The organism is Aquabacterium sp., from assembly GCF_021768455.1.
Taxonomy (GTDB): Bacteria; Pseudomonadota; Gammaproteobacteria; order Burkholderiales; family Burkholderiaceae_C; genus Aquabacterium.
This window is the reverse complement of sequence record NZ_JAIZVX010000095.1, coordinates 1-17570: the sequence shown is the minus strand read 5'-3', so window position 1 is coordinate 17570 and position 17570 is coordinate 1. Positions and strand designations below refer to the sequence as shown.

At 69.3% G+C, this 17570-nt stretch carries 16 protein-coding genes and 3 tRNA genes; 18 read left to right on the top strand and 1 reads right to left on the bottom strand.

Features of this window, described 5'->3' with window-relative positions; translation table 11 throughout:
- Window positions 1-282: 282 nt before the first annotated feature.
- Genes QZ994_RS13065 through QZ994_RS13050 form a run of 4 tightly spaced genes read left to right on the top strand, consistent with a single transcriptional unit; the run spans window position 283 to window position 3596 of the window.
- Entirely contained in the window at window positions 283-867 is a 585-nt protein-coding gene (locus tag QZ994_RS13065; RefSeq protein ID WP_290872188.1) for an aminodeoxychorismate/anthranilate synthase component II, read from the top strand.
- A gap of 19 nt (window positions 868-886) precedes the next feature.
- Window positions 887-1927: an anthranilate phosphoribosyltransferase gene (trpD, locus tag QZ994_RS13060; protein WP_290872185.1), complete on the top strand. Its 1041-nt coding sequence runs from the start codon at window positions 887-889 to the stop codon at window positions 1925-1927.
- A gap of 20 nt (window positions 1928-1947) precedes the next feature.
- Window positions 1948-2748: an indole-3-glycerol phosphate synthase TrpC gene (gene trpC, locus QZ994_RS13055; protein ID WP_290872182.1), complete on the top strand. Its 801-nt coding sequence runs from the start codon at window positions 1948-1950 to the stop codon at window positions 2746-2748.
- A gap of 8 nt (window positions 2749-2756) precedes the next feature.
- The gene (locus QZ994_RS13050) at window positions 2757-3596 is read left to right on the top strand and encodes a uracil-DNA glycosylase (RefSeq protein WP_290872179.1); all 840 of its coding nucleotides are present in this window, start codon (window positions 2757-2759) and stop codon (window positions 3594-3596) included.
- Between the two features lie 33 nt (window positions 3597-3629).
- Here QZ994_RS13050 and QZ994_RS13045 read toward each other — a convergent pair whose 3' ends face one another.
- On the bottom strand, window positions 3630-4286 hold the full coding sequence (locus tag QZ994_RS13045) for an outer membrane beta-barrel protein (protein WP_290872175.1): 657 nt from the start codon (window positions 4284-4286) through the stop codon (window positions 3630-3632).
- A gap of 271 nt (window positions 4287-4557) precedes the next feature.
- Between QZ994_RS13045 and QZ994_RS13040 the strand changes: the two genes are divergently transcribed.
- The 14 genes from QZ994_RS13040 to QZ994_RS12975 form a co-directional block, all read left to right on the top strand.
- Complete coding sequence (locus tag QZ994_RS13040) at window positions 4558-5475, top strand: glycosyltransferase family 2 protein (RefSeq protein ID WP_290872172.1); 918 nt, start codon at window positions 4558-4560, stop codon at window positions 5473-5475.
- Between the two features lie 65 nt (window positions 5476-5540).
- Window positions 5541-6302 carry a polysaccharide biosynthesis/export family protein gene (locus tag QZ994_RS13035; protein ID WP_290872169.1) on the top strand — a complete coding sequence of 254 codons (762 nt, stop codon included), beginning with the start codon at window positions 5541-5543 and terminating at the stop codon, window positions 6300-6302.
- Between the two features lie 19 nt (window positions 6303-6321).
- Window positions 6322-8307 (top strand): hypothetical protein, encoded by a 1986-nt coding sequence (locus QZ994_RS13030; protein WP_290872166.1) that lies wholly within the window; start codon window positions 6322-6324, stop codon window positions 8305-8307.
- 8 nt (window positions 8308-8315) lie between these two features.
- Window positions 8316-9560 (top strand): glycosyltransferase, encoded by a 1245-nt coding sequence (locus QZ994_RS13025; protein ID WP_290872163.1) that lies wholly within the window; start codon window positions 8316-8318, stop codon window positions 9558-9560.
- Between the two features lie 32 nt (window positions 9561-9592).
- Window positions 9593-10939: a beta-galactosidase gene (locus QZ994_RS13020; protein WP_290872160.1), complete on the top strand. Its 1347-nt coding sequence runs from the start codon at window positions 9593-9595 to the stop codon at window positions 10937-10939.
- 23 nt (window positions 10940-10962) lie between these two features.
- Complete coding sequence (locus tag QZ994_RS13015; protein ID WP_290872157.1) at window positions 10963-12156, top strand: glycosyltransferase family 4 protein; 1194 nt, start codon at window positions 10963-10965, stop codon at window positions 12154-12156.
- On the top strand, window positions 12153-13544 hold the full coding sequence (locus QZ994_RS13010) for an O-antigen ligase (protein WP_290872154.1): 1392 nt from the start codon (window positions 12153-12155) through the stop codon (window positions 13542-13544). Before QZ994_RS13015 ends, QZ994_RS13010 begins: the two co-directional genes overlap by 4 nt.
- Window positions 13541-14368: an acyltransferase gene (locus QZ994_RS13005; protein WP_290872152.1), complete on the top strand. Its 828-nt coding sequence runs from the start codon at window positions 13541-13543 to the stop codon at window positions 14366-14368. Before QZ994_RS13010 ends, QZ994_RS13005 begins: the two co-directional genes overlap by 4 nt.
- A gap of 9 nt (window positions 14369-14377) precedes the next feature.
- On the top strand, window positions 14378-15799 hold the full coding sequence (locus QZ994_RS13000) for a lipid II flippase MurJ (protein ID WP_290872148.1): 1422 nt from the start codon (window positions 14378-14380) through the stop codon (window positions 15797-15799).
- A 35-nt stretch (window positions 15800-15834) separates the two neighbouring features.
- Window positions 15835-16875: an acyltransferase gene (locus tag QZ994_RS12995; RefSeq protein ID WP_290872145.1), complete on the top strand. Its 1041-nt coding sequence runs from the start codon at window positions 15835-15837 to the stop codon at window positions 16873-16875.
- Window positions 16876-17006: 131 nt separating this feature from the next.
- Window positions 17007-17092 (top strand) — tRNA-Tyr (locus QZ994_RS12990).
- A gap of 28 nt (window positions 17093-17120) precedes the next feature.
- Window positions 17121-17194: transfer RNA gene (locus QZ994_RS12985), tRNA-Gly, on the top strand.
- Between the two features lie 136 nt (window positions 17195-17330).
- Window positions 17331-17405 (top strand) — tRNA-Thr (locus QZ994_RS12980).
- Window positions 17406-17456: 51 nt separating this feature from the next.
- Window positions 17457-17570, top strand: a 114-nt coding sequence (locus tag QZ994_RS12975) for a GTP-binding protein (protein ID WP_204317187.1), incomplete at its 3' end; no start/stop codon positions are given.

The window sequence follows — 17570 nt, the reverse complement described above, 5'->3', positions numbered from 1 at the left end:
GCATCAACCTGGGCATTCGCCGGCGCCTGGCCCCCTTGATCGGGGCCCTGCCCATGTAGAATCTTCGGCATGCAGCAACCCTCGGACTTCTCCCGCCTGGATTCGCGTTGGTGGCGGTAACGCCAGCCATACCGCACACGCCCCTGCGCCCGGTCCCCGCCGCCGCGCCACAGACCGGGGCTCCGAGGGGGAACCACACGGCACCGCATCGGTCCGTGTCCCAGGGTCTGGTGCCTCACCGCCCGCCGTCACAGCCATCCCCAGCCACTCAGGATCGCGCTCATGCTGCTCATGATCGACAACTACGACAGTTTCACCTTCAACCTGGTGCAGTACTTCTGCGAGCTGGGTGAAGAGGTCAAGGTCGTGCGCAACGACGACATCACCCTGGACGAGATCGCGGCGCTGAAGCCCGACCGCCTGGTGCTGTCCCCCGGGCCCTGTTCGCCCGCCGAAGCCGGCATCTGCGTGCCCGCACTGCAGCGCTTCACCGGGCAGTTGCCCATCCTGGGCGTGTGCCTGGGCCACCAGAGCATTGGCGCGGCCCTGGGCGGCAAGGTGGTGCGAGCGGCCGAGCAGATGCACGGCAAGACCAGCGTCATCACCACCGACCAGAAGGGCGTCTACGCCGGCCTGCCCGAGCACTTCACGGTGATCCGCTACCACTCGCTGGCCATCGAGCGCGCCTCGCTGCCCGACTGCCTGGAGATCACCTCCACCACGCCCGATGGCGAAATCATGGGCGTGCGCCACAAGGGTCCGCAGACGGATGCGAACTTCGCCCCGCTGGAAGGTGTGCAGTTCCACCCCGAGTCCATCCTGACCGAGCACGGCCACGCCATGCTGGCCAACTTCCTCAAGATGTGAACCCCAGAAGGCGCCGGACATGACCCAACTCACCGACCAGCAAGCCCTGCAGCGCGTCATCGAGCACCGCGAGATCTTCCATGACGAGATGCTGGGCCTGATGCGCCGCATCATGACGGGCGAGATGTCGCCCGTGGTCATGGCCGGCTTCGTCACCGGCCTGCGGGTCAAGAAGGAAACCGTGGGCGAGCTGTCGGCCGCGGCCCAGGTGATGCGCGAGTTCGCCACGCCCGTGGCCGTGCCCGACAAGCGCAACCTGGTCGACCTCTGCGGCACCGGGGGCGACGGCGCCCACACCTTCAACATCTCGACCACGGCCATGTTCGTGGCCGCCGCCGCCGGTGCCCGGGTGGCCAAGCACGGCGGGCGCAGCGTCTCGTCCAGCACCGGCAGCGCCGACGTGCTGGAGGCCCTGGGCGCCCACATCAACCTCACGCCCGAGCAGGTGGCATCCTGCCTGGCCGACACGGGCGTGGGCTTCATGTTTGCGCCCAACCACCACGGCGCCATGAAGCACGCCGCCCCGGTGCGCAAGGAGCTGGGCATCCGCACGATGTTCAACATCCTGGGCCCGCTGACCAACCCTGCCGGCGCGCCCAACCAGCTCATGGGCGTCTTCCACCCCGACCTCGTCGGCATCCAGGCCCGCGTGCTGCAGCGCCTGGGCTCCGAGCACGTGCTCGTGGTGCATGGCCGCGATGGCCTGGACGAGATCACCCTCAATGGCGACACCCTGGTGGCCGAGCTGAAGGACGGCGTGGTCAGCGAGTACACGGTCAACCCCACGCAGTTCGGTCTGGCCGAGCACGACGGGTCGGCCCTGAAGGCGGGCAGCCGCGAGGCTTCCCTGGCCATCGTGCGCCGCGTGATCGACAACGAACCGGGCCCGGCGCGCGACATCGTGCTGCTCAATGCCGGTGCCGCCATCTACGCCGCCAACGTGGCCGCTTCGCTGGCCGAGGGCGTCGAGCGCGCCCGCGAAGCCCTGTCTTCCGGCAAGGCCGGTGAGGCCCTCTTCAACTTCGTGCAGGCCAGCCAGGCTTTTGCGCCCCGCGCCTGAGCGCCTCCGGAGCCCCTCCCATGTCCGACATCCTGAACAAGATCAACGCCGTCAAGCACGAAGAGGTGGCCGCGGCCCGCCAGCGCATCTCCAAGACGGCCCTGCGCGAACAGGCCGAACGCCGCCTGCGTGAAGCCCATGACCTGCGCGATTTCGGCGGCGCCTTGCGCGCCAAGGTCGAGGCGGGCCAGTCGGGCGTGATCGCCGAGATCAAGAAGGCCAGCCCCAGCAAGGGCGTGTTGCGCGAGCACTTCGTGCCTGCCGAGATCGCCGCCAGCTACGCGCAACACGGCGCGGCCTGCCTGAGCGTGCTGACCGACGAACCCTTCTTCCAGGGCCATGCCGACTACCTGAAACAGGCCCGCGCCGCCTGCAGCCTGCCGGTGCTGCGCAAGGATTTCATGGTCGACGAGTACCAGGTCTTCGAAGCCGCTGCTTGGGGCGCCGACGCCATCCTGCTGATCGCCGCCAGCCTGTCGGACATGCAGATGCGCGATCTGGAGGCCGTGGCCCACGGCCTGGGCCTGGCCGTGCTGGTCGAGGTGCACGACGGCGAGGAGCTGGAGCGCGCGCTCGAACTCAACACCCAGCTGGTCGGCATCAACAACCGCAACCTGCGCACCTTCGAGGTCACGCTGGACACCACCCTGGGCCTGCTGCCTCGCGTGCCGGCCGACCGCCTGCTGGTCTGCGAATCCGGCATCCTCGTGGCGGCCGACGTGCAGCGCATGCGCGAGGCGAACGTGAACGCTTTCCTGGTGGGCGAGGCCTTCATGCGCCAGCCCGATCCGGGTCTGGCCCTGGCGACGCTGTTCGCCTGAGCGCCCCGATGGCGCGCCGCAGCCCGCCGCCCGGTGCCGCCGACAGTGGCCAGGGCGCCCTGTTTGGCGAGGTCCCGGGTGGCGCGGTCACCGAGCTGACCGAGCCCGGATCCGTGCGCTCGCTCGCGCTGGCCACGCCCCTGGCCGCCCTGTTTGACGCCGTCCCGCCCGACTGGCGCGAACTCACCGAGGCCTTTCGCCGCAGCCCCTCAGGTCAGGCCCTGATCGACCGGGTCGATGCCGCGCGCGCCGCCGGCGAGGTGATCTTTCCCGATGACGTGTTCGCCGCGCTGCGCCTGACGCGCCGTGCCCAGGTGCGCGTGGTCATCCTGGGGCAGGACCCCTATCACGGGCCGGGGCAGGCCCATGGCCTGGCGTTTTCCGTGCGGCCGGGTGTGGCCATTCCGCCCAGCCTGCGCAACATGCGCAAGGAACTGCAGCGCGATCTGGGGCTGGTCTCGCCGGCCCACGGCAGCCTGCTGCGCTGGGCCGACCAGGGCGTGCTGCTGCTCAACACCGTGCTCACCGTGGCCCAGGCCCAGGCGGCCAGCCATGCGAAGTGGGGCTGGGAGGCCCTCACCGATGCCCTGATCTCGGCCCTGGCGGCCGATCCGGGCCCGCGTGTCTTTCTGCTGTGGGGGGCCCACGCCCAGCGCAAGCTGCCCCTGATCGAGGCCACGGCCGGGCAGGGCGGGCCGAGTGATCGCCACCTGATCCTGCAGAGCAACCACCCCTCGCCGCTGTCGGCCACCCGGGGGCCGGTGCCCTACGTCGGCAATGGGCATTTCGGGCGGGCGGCGGCGTTCTGGCGAGACCAGGGCCAGGACCTGGACTGGTCGCTGGCTTGATCGCTCACCGGATCGCTTCAGCGGTCGTTCAACTCAGTTGAAGTACCACTGGGTCGTGATGCCCACGTGGTCCGCGTCGGCCCGCTCGGGGGCGCTGCCTTCGGTCTTGAAGTGCTCGCGCACATAGCGGCCGCTGATGCTCCAGGCCGGGGTCAGGGCGTATTCGGCTTCCAGCACCAGGCCCAGCGACGACTTGAAGCGCGTCTTGACCTCACCGACCGTCTGGGTGTCGCCATTGCCGTCGGTGTAACTGACATTCTTGTAAGTCAGTCTGGCGCGGGTGGCCTTGCGCACGCCCAGGCCCACCGAGAAGCGGTCGCCCATGTGCCACACCCCTTGCAGTTCCACGGGGAAGCGGCGGAAGTAGACCTTCTCGCCCTCCGACCCGTTGACCTGGTCGTTGTGGGCGCCGACGCTGGCGCGCAGGCTCACGGGCAGCCCGGACATGCGCAGCGCCAGGCCGACACGGGCCTCGATGCCGCCGCCGGCGCTGACGTTTTCCTGGTACTCGGTGGTGGTGCCCTCGGGGATCAGGGTGACCGGTTGCAGCGTGTCGCCGCCGCTGGTGAAGCCGATGCCCACAAAGGGGCGCAGCTTGAAGCCGCCTGCAGTTTCGGCCTGGGCCGACAGGGGGGTGAACAAGGTGAGAGAAGCGCTGCAAAGCAGTGCCGTGGCGAGGGCCTGGCGCATGGGGTTCCCTGTTTGCGTTGTGGAGTCAGGGCCAGATGATCCCAGATGGTGCGCGAACGGTGTCGAAGATTGATGCGGGTGTCGTTTCCTGTCGGCACCGGCTTCGGGTTCAGCCAGCGACGCCCATCTGCGGGGGCGTGAGGACGCGGGTGATCGGACAGAATCGGACAGAATCAGTCGCCCGCATTCTGACCATGACTGTCGCCAGATTGGCGGATTGAAACAGCGGGACACCGGCTCGTCCTGGGCAGGTTGGCGGAGAACGATTTCCATGGACACCTCGGTCAATTCAGCCACCTCGGCGCAGCCACCGGCCCTCGGGGTGGTCATCGTCAACTACCGCACCTTCGACCTGACGATGCAGTGCGTGGCCTCCCTGCTGGCCCATGGCATCGCCCTGCCCGAGCACATCGTCGTGGTCGACAACGATTCGCCCGATGGCTCCGGCGAGCGCTTGCGCGAGGCCTTGCCCGCGGGGGTGCTGACGGTGCTGTCCAAGGTCAACGGCGGATTTGGCGCGGGCGTGAACCTGGGCGTGGCGGCGTTGGCCACCGACCTGGTGCTGGTGCTCAACCCCGACACCCACTTCCTGGCCAACCGGGTGCCCGCCATCCAGCGCCTGTTTCGCGACGACGAGCGCGTGGGCATCGCCGGGCTCAAGCTGATCAACCCCGATGGCAGCCTGCAGTTTTCGGCGCGGCGCTTTTATTCCCTGCCCGACATCCTGGCCCGTCGCACCGCGCTGGGTCGCCTGGCGCCCCTGCGCAAGCTGGTCAGCTCTCACCTGCTCAAGCGCAACTGGAGCGGTGGTCCCTTCGAGGCCGACTGGGTGATGGGCACCGGGTTCGTCCTGCGCCGCAGCGCCTTCGAGCAGGTCGGCTGCATGGACGAGGGCTACTTTCTCTACTTCGAAGAGGTCGACCTCTGCGCCCGCATGTGGGTCCGGGGCTGGAAGGTCATGGCCTTGCCCGAGGTGGAACTGGTGCACGAGCACCAGCGCCACAGCCAGGCGGGGATCTGGTCCAGCTCGGGGCAGACACACCTGCGCAGCATGGTGCGCTTCTTCACCAAGTTCGGGGTGCCCTGGCTCTGGCGGCCCCGGCGCGAGCAGATGCACCGTGCCTACCAGCGCTGGCGCGCCCAGTTCGAAGACGAGCGCGCCGTGCGCCAGCGCGATGCCTCGGCATGAAGCCTGCGTGCGCCGCAGCCATCAACGCCTCGTATGATCCGCCCGCCCCGTCTACACGCCGCCCCATGAAGCTCATCGTCATCCTGTTCAGCCTGCTGATCGCTGCCTGCACGCCCATGGGCAACCTGGTGCCTTCGCCGGAGGCCGTCCGTGCGCGCACCCTCGTGCCTGACGACCTGCGGGCCCTGGCGGCGCAGCCCACCCGCATCCACCCGGGCGACACCCTGCGCATCGTGCGCGACGCCCAGGATGCCAACCTCGACCTGCGCAACCTCGTCGAAGACAGCCAGACCCAGCTCTACACCGTGCGCCCCGATGGCAGCTTCTCTTACCGCTTTGCGGGCCGAGTCGAGGCCGCGGGCAAGACGCCCGACGAGCTGGCCCAGCTGCTGCGCGGCAAGCTCGATGCCTACTACCGCGAGCCCGGCGTCACGGTGAACATCGTGAGCTCGCCCAGCAGCAAGGTCGTGATCGGCGGGGCTGTGCGCACACCCGGGCCGCTCGACATGTCGGCCGTGGCCACGCTGCAGCAAGGCCTGTTTGCCGCCGGCGGGCTGCTGCCCTCGGCCGATGCCAGCCACGTCGCCCTGCTGCGCCTGGACGCCGAGCAACGCTACCAGCTCTATTTCTTCGACATGAGCCGCCTGCTCGACAACCAGGGCGGCACCCCGCCCACCCTGGCCTTCCAGCGTGGCGACATCCTCTTCGTGCCCAAATCCAGCGCGGGCAATGCCGCCGATGGGGTCGAGGTCTACATCAACCAGTTGCTGCCCTTCTCGCGCTCGCTCGGCGTGAGCTACGGGTGGAGCGAGACCAAGGTCAAGTGACGACGGAACGCCCCACACCATGATCGACATCCGTTCCTTCCGCGACCTCGTCCGGCTGTACTACATCTTCCGCCGACCCTTTTTCATCGCCTTCTGGGTCACGCTGGCCCTGATCGTGGCGGGGGCCTTCTTCCTGCCGCCCAAGTACGCGTCCGAGGCCCGCCTGCTGATCAAGCCGGGCCGAGAGAACCTCACGGTGCCCCTGGACGCCGGTGAGCGCCTGACCTACTCGCCGATGTCGACCCAGCGCGACCCCATCATCGACGACGAGAAGATGCTCACCGGGCGCCCCGTCGTGACCCAGGTGGCGCGCCTCTACCTGGCCGAGATGCAGCAGGCCGCACGCGCGCCGCAGGGCTTCACGCAAAGGGCCAAGGCCCTGGTGAAACAGGGGCTGAAAGCCGCCCTCGACGGCGCCCGCGCCCTGGCCGTGGTGCTGGGCCTGAGCGAGCCCCAGTCGGAAGAAGACCGCCTGGCCGACAAGTTCGAGGACAAGTTCACCGTCACGCACGGGCCGGGCTCCAACGTCATGGAGCTGCGCTTCACCTGGGACGACCCGGCCGTGGCGCAGCGTGTGATGCAGACCTGGATCAAGGTCTACACCGACGAGCGCACCGCCGTGCTGGGCCGCAAGAGCCTGGTGGCCTTCTACGACGGCAAGGTGCGCGACGCCGACCAGCAGATCGAGTCCCTCAAGGGCCAGCTGCGCACGCGCCTCACCCAGATCGACGGCATCAGCGCCGAAGAACGCCTCACCGCCATCACCAAGCGCCTGAACGTGCTGCGAGACCGCCAGGCCGAAGCCCTGGCCGAGCGCACCGCCCTGGAACAGGGCGTGGCCTATGCCGCCGGCCGGGCCAAGGGCCTGAACCCCGAGGTGGTGGCCGAGCGCGACGTGGGCCTCTCGCCCGGCTGGGTCACCTTGAGCGGCCAGCTGGCCGAGCTCAAGCGCCAGCGCGTCGAGGCCCTGCGCGTGTTCAAGGAGGGCGCGCCCGCCGTCAACGCGCTCACCGAGAGCATCGCCAACGTCGAGGCCCAGCTCAAGCTGGAAGAGCGCAACACCCCGCGCGCCGAGAAGCGCACGCCCAACGAGCTGGGCACGCTGATCGCCCGCAACCAGCTGGAAAAAGGCACCCGCCTGCGTGAGCTGATGTCGCTGAGCGCGGCCTTTGCCAAGGAGATCGAGGACCTGACCGCAGCCCGCGCCCAGGTGCTGGCCCGCGAGCCCGAACTGGCCCGCCTGGAGCAGGGCCTGCAGGTGGCCGAGAAGTCCCGGCTGCTCTACCTCGACAGCCTGGAGAAGGCCCGCATCGACCAGGCCCTGGACGACAGCCGCATCAACAACATCGCCATCATCGAGGCCGCCACCTTCAGCCCGGGGCGCGTGGCGCCCAAGAGCCTGCTGCTGCTCCTGCTGGCCCTGCCGGCCGGCGGCATGGTGGGCCTGCTGGTGGTCTACCTCTCTTCGGTGCTCGACAAGCGCATCCACGACGGCGGGCGCATCGAGGCGCGCTTCGGCGTCCCGCTGTGGAGCACGGTGAAGGAGATCCCGCCCGGCGGCGAGGACAACGACTTCCACGCCAGCCTGCACCGCATCTACGGCACCTTGCCACGGGCCCGCATCGCCGAACAGGGCCTGACGCTGGGCCTGGCTTCGTCCCGCCCGCGTGAGGGTGTGAGCTTCATCGCTCGCCACCTGCGCACGGTGCTCGAATCCCAGGGCCTGCGCGTGCGGCTGAACCCCGAAGCCGGTGAGCCCCCTGCCGGGCCGGGCGAGGTGGTGCTGCTGGAGGCGTCCAACCTGCTCAGCAACCGCCAGGCCTTTGTGCGCCTCACCCATGCCGACCAGATCGTGCTGGTGGTCGAGGCCGGGGCCAGCGTGGTGCCGGTGGTCGACAACGCCCTGGGCGTGCTGCGCACGGCTTTCCGCCAGGTCGACGGCATCGTCCTGAACCGGCGCCGGTTCGAGGTGCCGCCTCGCGTGCTGGCCTTCTTCCAGCGCTGAGCCCGCCGATGCGCCTTGTCCTCCTGTCCCCCTTGCCGCCGGAGCAGTCCGGCATCGCGACCTACGCGGCCGACTGGCGTGCCGCCGTCCAGGCCGCTGGCGCCGAGGTCCTCACGCCCCTGCAGGGCCAGCGCCCCATCACGTCCTTCGCCGCGGCACGCCGATGGGTGGCCGAGCGCGACTGGTCCAAGGTCGACGTCGTCCATGCCGAACTGGGTGGGGGGCGCCATGGGGAGTTCTTCGTGCTCCAAGCCCTGGCCGAGTTGCCCGAGCGGCCCCGGCTGTCGGCCACCGTCCACGACCCTGAGCGCATCGTCTGGCGCCCGGTCAGCCGCAGCTGGCGCTGGCTGGACCGCCACCTCCCGGGCGCCCTGAGCAAGGTCGCCGCCATCGCCTCCGACCCGCACACCCTCTGGGCCGAGCGCCGCCTGGCCCGCCGCCTTGATGGCCTGGTCGTGCTCACCCAGACCGGTGCCAGCCGCCTGGTCCGGCGCATGAAGGTGCCGGCCGACAAGGTGCGCGTGATCCCGCACGGCACCCTGGCCATCCCCGCACGGCCCTTGCCGCCGCTCGTGCCCCTGCGCCTGCTCTATTTCGGTTTCATCTACCGCGGCAAGGGCATTGAAGACCTCATCGAGGCCCTGGGCCGCCTGAAGCAAAGCCAGCCCGAGCGGGCTGCGGCGCTGCGTCTGACCATCGCCGGCGGCACCGCGCCCGACATCGCCTTTGGCGGCAGCAGCCGTTACCTCGATGGTCTGCGCCAACGCGTGCAGGCGCTGGGCCTGGGCGCGCAGATCGACTGGGCGCTCGATGTCGACGACGGCGACATCCCCGCGCTCATCCAGTCCCACCATGCGATGGTGCTGCCCTACCGCGAGTCGCTCAAGCTCTCGCTGCTGGGTCAGATGCGCGGCACCAGCGGCGCCCTGGCCTGGGCCCTGGCCTGTGGCCGTGGCGCCATCACTTCCAATGCCCGCGCCTTTGCCGAAGAAACCAGCCATGGCAATGGCCTGGCCTACCGCCAGGGCCAGGTCGCCGAACTGGCCGAGGCCATCGCCCGCCTGGCCGAGCAGCCCGAGCTGGCCCAGGCCTGGTCGCAGGCCGCCATGGCACTCAACGAGCAGCGCCTGTGGTCGCGCACAGGCCATGTCTTCATGGGCCACTTCGAGGCCCTGCTGGCCGGTTCGCCCCACGGTGCCCGCCCGCGCCGCCGCGCCGGCCTGGCCACCCCGGTGCGGGGGGGCGGCCTGTGAGCGCCCCGTTGAAGCCCGGAGCCTCGGCCGGGATGGCCTCGCGCCGCGACCTGCTGCTGGCCGCGGCGGCACTGGGCAGTGCACCCGTGGCCCAGGCCTGGTCCCTGGGCGGCATCGGTGGGACACCCACCCAGGCCTTGCAGCCGGTCAGGCCCGTGGTCTGGCGAGATTTCCTGGGCGTCAACGCACAGTTTCAGTGGTTCCCCATCGAGGTGGCCCGCCAGCAGGTCGAGCGCCTCCAGGCCCTGGGCCTGAACTGGGTCCGCCTGGGCCTGCACTGGATGCTGCTGGAGCCCCAGGAGGGCCAGTTCAAGCTCGGGCCCATCGACCAGATGATGGCCCTCGTGAAAGACGCGGGCCTGAGCAACATCACCTACGTTGTGGGCACGCCGCGTTTCGCCTCCTCGGTGGCCAAGGGCGACAAGTTCGAGGCCTATTTCGACAAGTTCCCGCCCAAAGATCCTCTGGTCTACGCCCAGCGCATGGCCATGTTGGCCAAGCGCTACCCGCAGGTCGACGTCTGGCAGGTCTGGAACGAGCCCAACATCCTCGGTTTCTGGGCGCCCAGGCCCGATCCCAAGGGCTATGGCCAGCTGCTGCTGCCCGCCGTGCAGGCCTTGCGCGCCACCGTGCCGGCCAAGCCCGTGGCCATGGCCGGCATGGCCTATTTCAGCGAGATGGGCAGCCAGGGCCTGATGATCGAGGCCATGGCCCGCCTCGGTGCCTTCAGCCTGGACCTCACCATTGCCTACCACCCCTACACGGCCACGGCCGAGGGCTCCGAGGCCGATCCGCGGGACTTCGTCAAGCGCGTGCTGTCGGCCCACCAGTGGCTGCGGGCGGCGGGCGTCAAGCAGATCTGGGCCACCGAGTGGGGCTGGTCCAGCTACAAGGGCCCGGTCGAAGAGCAGCCCCTGGTCGGTGAAGACGGTCAGGCCGACCAGGTGCTGCGTCGCCTGGCGCTCATGGCCGCGCTCGACTACGACCGCGTCTTCCTCTTCACCCTGTCCGACCTCGACGAGCGCGCCTCGGTGCGCGACCAGCGCTATGGCCTGCTTCGACGCAATGGCGAGCCCAAGCCCGTCTACCACGCGCTGCAGCGCTTTCTGCAGGCCTGCGGGCCTCGCCTCCTGCCCGGTCAGGCACCGGCCTTCCAGGGGGAGGCGCCCGAGGGCCTGGTCAGCATCCCCTGGCAGCAGCCCGGTGGCCGCAAGCTCTGGATGGTCTGGGCGCAAAAGCCCGGCACCCTGCGGCTGAACGGGCTCAGGCAGGTCGAGGTCTTCACGCCGCTCACCGGCGCCCGCAGCACGGTGTCCGACACCGGCGGTGGCCTGCGCCTGCCCGTGGGCACCAGCCTGCAGATCGTGTCCTGGGCATGAAGCCATTGCGCATCCTCCTGACCATGCCTTACCTGCCCTGGCCCATCACCAGCGGCGGCAAGGCCCGGCAATTTCACCTGCTGCGACAGCTGGCCGAGCGCGGTCACCAGGTCACCCTGCTGGTGCAGTCCAAGACCCTGGCCGATGAGGGCGTGCTGCAGGCCCTGCGCCCCCTGGTCCACGAGCTCATCGTGCTGCCGCGCCGCGCGCTCAAGCACCCGCTCACGCTCTGGCATGCCGCCTGGTCCGGTCTGCCCCTGCTGGCCACGGTCAACGGCCACGCGCCGGCCCTCAGTGCCCGTTTCTCCCGCCTGCTGGCCCAGGGACCCTGGGACGTCGTTCACATCGAACACAGCTACGGCCTGGCGCCCTTTGCCGAGGCCTTGCGCCGCCAGGGCCAGCCTTTTGTCATCACCGAACACAACGTCGAGTCCGAGCTGGGTGCCGCCACCTATGGCAAATGGCCGGCGGCGCTGCGCCCGCTGGCACGCATCGACCAGGCCCGCGCCCGACGCTGGGAGCGCGAGGCCCTCTCCCAAGCCGCCCTGGTGCTGGCCGTCACCGAGTCCGACGCCCGCAGCCTGGCGCGCATCAGCGGGCGTCCCACCCACGTGGTCGGCAACGGCGTCGACACCCGCGCCTTTGCCGGCGTCGTGCCCGACGCCACCTCCCGCACCGCGCTCTTCCTGGGCAACTACGAGTACGCCCCCAACGTCGACGCCGTCGAATGGGCCCTCACCGAAATCTGGCCCCGCGTCTGGGCCCAGGCGCCCGAATTGCGCTTCCGCGTCTGTGGTCACGGCCTGCCGGCCACCTGGCGCAGCCGCTTCCCCGACCCGCGCATCGACTTCCAGGGCTATGTGCCCGACCTCACCGAGGTCCAGTCTCGCTGCGCCGCCTTCCTGGCGCCCTTGCGGGCCGGGGGCGGCTCCAAGCTCAAGGTGCTCGAAGCCATGGCCGCCGGCCTGCCCCTGGTGACCACGCCGGAGGGCCTCACCGGCCTGGGCGTCGAGCCCGGCGTGCAGGCCCGCGTGGGTCGCCGCCCCGATGAACTCGCCCAGGCCCTGATCGAGGTGCTGGGCCAGCCCGAGCGGGCGCGCGCCATGGGCGAGGCCGCCCGGGCCCATGTCGGTCGCCAGTTCGATTGGGCCCGCTCCGCCGACCAGCTCGAAGCCGCCTACGCCCTTCTGCGGCCGGGTTCGCCGGAGGCCGCATGAGCAGCGCCGCGCGCTTTTTCCCGCTGCTGGCCGGCCTGCTCTTCGGGGCACTCATGGTCTTCGCCGGTCCACCCATCGGCATGCTGGCGGCGGTGGCCGTGGCCGCCGCCGTCTACATCGCCTCCCAGCCTGTGCGCGGCCTGCTGCTGTTTTGCCTGCTGGCCCCGGCCTTGCCCTGGATGACCCTGACCCTGGGCATCCGCATCACCACCTCCGAGGCCCTGCTGGCGCTCACCTGGGTGGGGGTGTTCTTCCAATGGCTGGCTGGCAACCTCCCCGCGCTGCCCCGGGGCCCCACGGAGCGCGCCATGCTGCGCTTCATGGCGTGGACCGTCGTGCCCCTGGTCGCCGGTCAGTTCTTCGTGCCAGGCGAGGGCATCGGCCCGGTCAACTGGGCGCGCTACCTGCTCAACATCTCGCCGGTCTTTCTGCTGCCCCTGCTGGCCAACAAGGCGGCCGAGCGCGAACGCCTCCTCCTCTGCCTTCTGCTCGGATTCGCGGGACTCGTCGCCATCGCCCTGGGCTTCTTCCTCAAGGGCCGCGACGCCCGCGAGATGATCCCCTTCCTCACCGCCCTGCAGTACGCCCGCCCCGACGCCATCGCCGACATCTTTGGCGCCGACCCCACCCGCATGGCCTCGCCCTGGGTCCACCCCAACAACACCGGCGGTGCCTTGCTGCTGGGTGCCCCCCTGGGCTTGTTCTACGGCATCGTTCACACCGGCTGGCGCCGTGCCCTGGGCTTTTTCGTCTTCCTGGGGGGCGTGGCCGGCATCGTGTTCTGTGGCTCGCGTGGGGCGCTGTTGGCCCTGGGTGTCTTTGTGGTCTGGCTGGCCTGGAAAAAGACCCCTTACGCCGGGCGCGGCCTCCTCGTCTCCGCCATCCTGGCCGTCGCCCTGGTCGCCACCTACGCCCCGGCGCATAAGCGCTTTGCCTCCCTGTTCTCGTCCAACGACGTCAGCACGGGCGTGCGCTTCGACGAATACGCCCACTTCCCCGGCAACGCCCTGCGCTACCCCCTGGGCATGGGCTTCCGGGCCGACACCCCCGCCTCGTCGCCCGAGAAGGGCGTCTACGGCATCTCCAACCTCTGGCTGAACTACTGGTTCAAGCTGGGCTTGCCCGGCATGCTGTTCTTCATCGGCGTGACCCTGGCCTGGTGGCGAGAGGTGCGCATCCCCGGCACCTTCGAGCGCGTCAACGCGGCCAACGCCCTGCGCATTGCCACCGTCGGCACCGTGCTGGCGGCCCTCACCACCGGCTTCATCGACCACTACTTCAGCTTCACCCAGGTGCTCATTTCCCTGTTCTGGCTGATCGTCGCCCTGGGCCTGCAGCAGGCCCGCGTCGCCCCTGCATCCCGATTCCCCGAAGGCGCCCGTCCATGAAACACCGCATCCTGCACAGCCACAACCTGCGCGCCCGCCTGCCTGACTACGCCCAGCGCCTGGGCGTTGACCTGGCCAGCCTCACCGAGGCCTACGACTGGGGCCTGGCCCACAACGTGTTCTTCGAGTCGCCTGGCAAGGGCCCCGACGACACCGTGGTCCACGTCGCCTGCCTCGACATCCGCCGGCGCATCACCCACCCCCTCGCCCGGCGCCTCTTTGTCATGACCTACGACGAGGTACCCGGCAAAAAGCTGCCCGACTACGGCAAGAACTGGCCCACCCTGGTCGACCGGGCCCGCCGCATCTGGGAGCAGCTCTACAACATCTTCGTCAACAAGATCCCCAGCCACAACGTCCGCCTGGCCTGGTTGCGCATCGGTGGCGCCAAGATCGGCAAGGGCTCGACCCTGTGGCGCCACACCGAGGTCATCGGCATGGAGAGCCTGACCATCGGCGAAGACACCTGCATCGGCTGGCATTGCCAGATCGACGCCCGATCCGGCCTGGTCATCGGCAACCACGTCACGGTGGCCTCCCACGTGCTCATCGTGGCGGGCGGACACGACCTCGATGCGCCCGAGTTCTGGTCGGTCTCCGCCCCCGTGCGCATCGACGACTGGGCCTGGATCACCTCCCGCGCCATCATCCTGTCGGGCGCCCACATTGGCGAAGGCGCGGTCGTCTCGGCCAACACCACCGTGGGCAAGAAGGTCGAGCCCTATGCCATCGTGGCCGGGCAGGGCGGAAAGACGGTGGGTCAGCGAGCGCGCAACCTCAACTACAAGGTGGGCGGCAAAGGCCTCTTCACCTTGCTGCACTGAGCGCGTTCCATGCTGGGCGCCGCCGGCCTCCTCACCCTGGTGACCCTGTCGGGACTGGTCGCCGGCCTCTGCCGTGAATGGCTGCTTGTGGCCTCCTGGGGGGCGGGCGCCCGCACCGACGGCTTTCTCATCGCCCTCTTCATCCCCGAGGCCCTGCGCATGATCCTGGCTGGGGGGCTGCTCTCATCGGCGGGCATGGCCCTGTGGCAGGCGCGCAGCGAGCCCGAGCGCCGCGTCTGGCTCGGCCAGCTGAGCTTCGGCCTGCTCGCGCTGGGCCTCTTGCTGAGCCTGGCGTTCTCCGCCGGTGCGCCCCTCTGGGTCCACCTGATCGGGCCGGGCCTGGCCGAGGCCGTGCGCCCCGCCACCGAAGGCGCCCTGCGCACCATGGCCTGGGGCCTGCCTGCCCTGATCCTACAGGCTTTCTGGAGCGTGCCGCTGCAGGTCCAGGGCCGCTTCCTCCTGGCCGGGCTGGCTTCCCTGTCCTACAACCTGCCTCCTGTGCTCTGGATGGCCTGGCACCGCGCCGCCACCACCGAAGCCGAACTGGCCTGGGCTTTTGTGCTGGGCGCGCTGGCGTCGGCCGCGCTCATGCTGCCTGCCGTGCGTCGGCAGGGGCTGGCGTGGCGCACCCTGCGCTGGCATGGCGAGGCCATGCGCGAACTGGGCCAGCGCGTGGCGCCCTTGCTCGGCAGCGCGCTCACCGGCCAGGGACTGACCCTGCTCGAGCGCGTCGTGGCCTCGTGGCTGGGGGAGGGCGCCGTGACCGTGCTCAACCTCGCGCGCAAACTGGCCAACCTCCCGCTGGTGGCGCTCATGGCCGTCAACCAGGTGCTGCTGGGCATGATGGCCAAGGGCCACGAAGGCGAGCGCCTGCCCCTGTTGCGCCAGGGCCTTGCGCTCAACACCCTCATCACCACACCCGCCGCAGTGGGCCTGCTGCTGTCGGCCCAGGCCATCGTGGTCCTGCTTTTTCCGGGTGTCCACGGCACCACGCTGCTCGGGCCGCTGCTGGGCTGGTACGCCGTGGCCCTGGTGCTGGCCGGCTGGAACACCCTGCTGGCCCGCTACAACCACGCCGCGGGCGACACCCGTCTGCCCTTCCTCTGCGAGACCGCCGGCAACCTGCTCAACGCCCTGAGCCTGCCCCTGCTGGCCTGGTGGCTGGGCGCGCAAGGCATCGCCATCGCCGTGCTCCTGGGGGTGCTGCTCAATGGCGCACTGCTGCTGCACGCCAACCACCTCTGGACGCGGGTGCGCCTGCCCTCCCTGTTGCTCTCGGGTGGCCTCTCATTGGGCCTGGGCGCCCTGGCTTTGCCCTGGTGGCCCGCCTTGCCCTGGCCTCGCCTGCTCGCCGCCACCGCGGCCGGTGCCGTCTGCCTGGGCTGCCTGGCGATCACCCTTCGCCCCTGGCGGCCCGTCCCGGGCCCCTGAGGTCTCGCCATGCCTTGTCGTCCCGCTGTGCCTGCATGAACCGCCACAACAACTTTGACGCCCTGCGCCTGCTGGCGGCCGCGGGTGTCATGGCCCTTCACTTCGTCGACCTCAGCCAGGAGGCCGCGCTGGCGCCCCTCACCTGGGTCGACACCAAGATGGCCCTCTCGGTCTTTTTCGTCATCAGCGGCTACCTCGTCTTCATGAGCTGGGACCGCGCGCCCCACTGGCCTGTCTACCTCGCCAGGCGCCTGCGCCGCATCGTGCCGGCCTATGCCGTCGTGGTCGCAGCCTGTGCCGTCCTCGGGCTTGCCCTCAGCACCCTGTCCTGGCGGGACTACTTCGGCCTTGCATGGGGCCGTTACCTCCTGGCCAACCTGGGTTTCCTGAACTTCCTTCAGCCCAGTCTGCCCGGGGTCTTCACCGGCAACCCCATGCCCGGTGCGCCCGTCAACGGCGCACTCTGGACCATCAAGGTCGAACTCATGTTCTACATCGTCGTGCCAGCCATCGCCGCCCTGTGCCGACGCTTCGGGCATCACCGCGTGCTGGGGGTGGGTTTCGCCCTGTCGTGTCTGTGGTGGGGTGGCTTCGTCACCCTGGCCTGGCACACGGGCCGGGGCGCCTTTTTCGAACTGGCCAAGCAGATGCCCGGTCAGCTGATGTTCTTCCTGCCCGGAGCCTGGTGCTACCTCGAGCGTCAGCGCCTGCAACAGCTGGGTTGGCGCGTCGGGGCGGCCGGTCTGCTCACCCTCGTCCTGGCCTACCGGTTCGACCAGACCCATGCCAACCTTGGCGTCTTCATCTATCCCCTGGCCCTGACCGCCTGCGTGTTCTGGGCCGCCCACATCCTGCCCTGGCTGGGCTCCGTCACCCGCCATGGCGACCTGTCCTACGGCCTCTACATCTGGCACTTCCCGGTGATCCAGGCGCTGGTGCAACTGGGCGTTTTCAAGGCCTCGCCCTGGGGCGGTGTCACCCTGACCTTGTGCCTTGTCCTGATGCTGGCCTGGGCTTCCTGGCGCTGGGTCGAGTCACCCTGGCTGCGCAGTGCACCCCTGGCTGAGGCCCGTTGATGCGGGGGCGGCAGCCCGCCGCTGTGGCGTCTTGTGCACGCCACAGCGCCAGGCACCCAGATTTTTTCAGGCGATTTTGCACAAGCGCTTGCCTTCGCCAAAAAATCTGCGCTATAGTCTAGGTCTTGCCTGGAGGGGTGGCCGAGTGGTTAAAGGCAGCAGACTGTAAATCTGCCCGCTAACGCGTACGCTGGTTCGAATCCAGCCTCCTCCACCAGGCAAACCAAATTTCGAATCACTCCCGAGCGGGAGTAGTTCAATGGTAGAACCTTAGCCTTCCAAGCTAATGACGCGGGTTCGATTCCCGTCTCCCGCTCCAAGGTCATGGTTCTGACTTATTTGGCGTGGTAAAGTAGCGGTCTTCGCTGCGCACGGGTCAAGCCGGTGCGGTGGGAATTGCAGGTGTCTTCGTCGGCACTGGTTTGGGTTCGCAATGTGCCCAGACCTGTGTCGATGCCCATGTGGCTCAGTGGTAGAGCACCCCCTTGGTAAGGGGGAGGTCGGCAGTTCGATCCTGCCCATGGGCACCACAATCCCCCTTCTTCATTCGCCTCACTTCAAGATCGCTAGGAGCGAGAAACATGGCAAAAGGTAAGTTCGAACGGACCAAGCCGCACGTGAACGTCGGCACCATCGGTCACGTTGACCACGGCAAGACCACCCTGACCGCTGCGATCGCAACGGTGCTGTCGAAG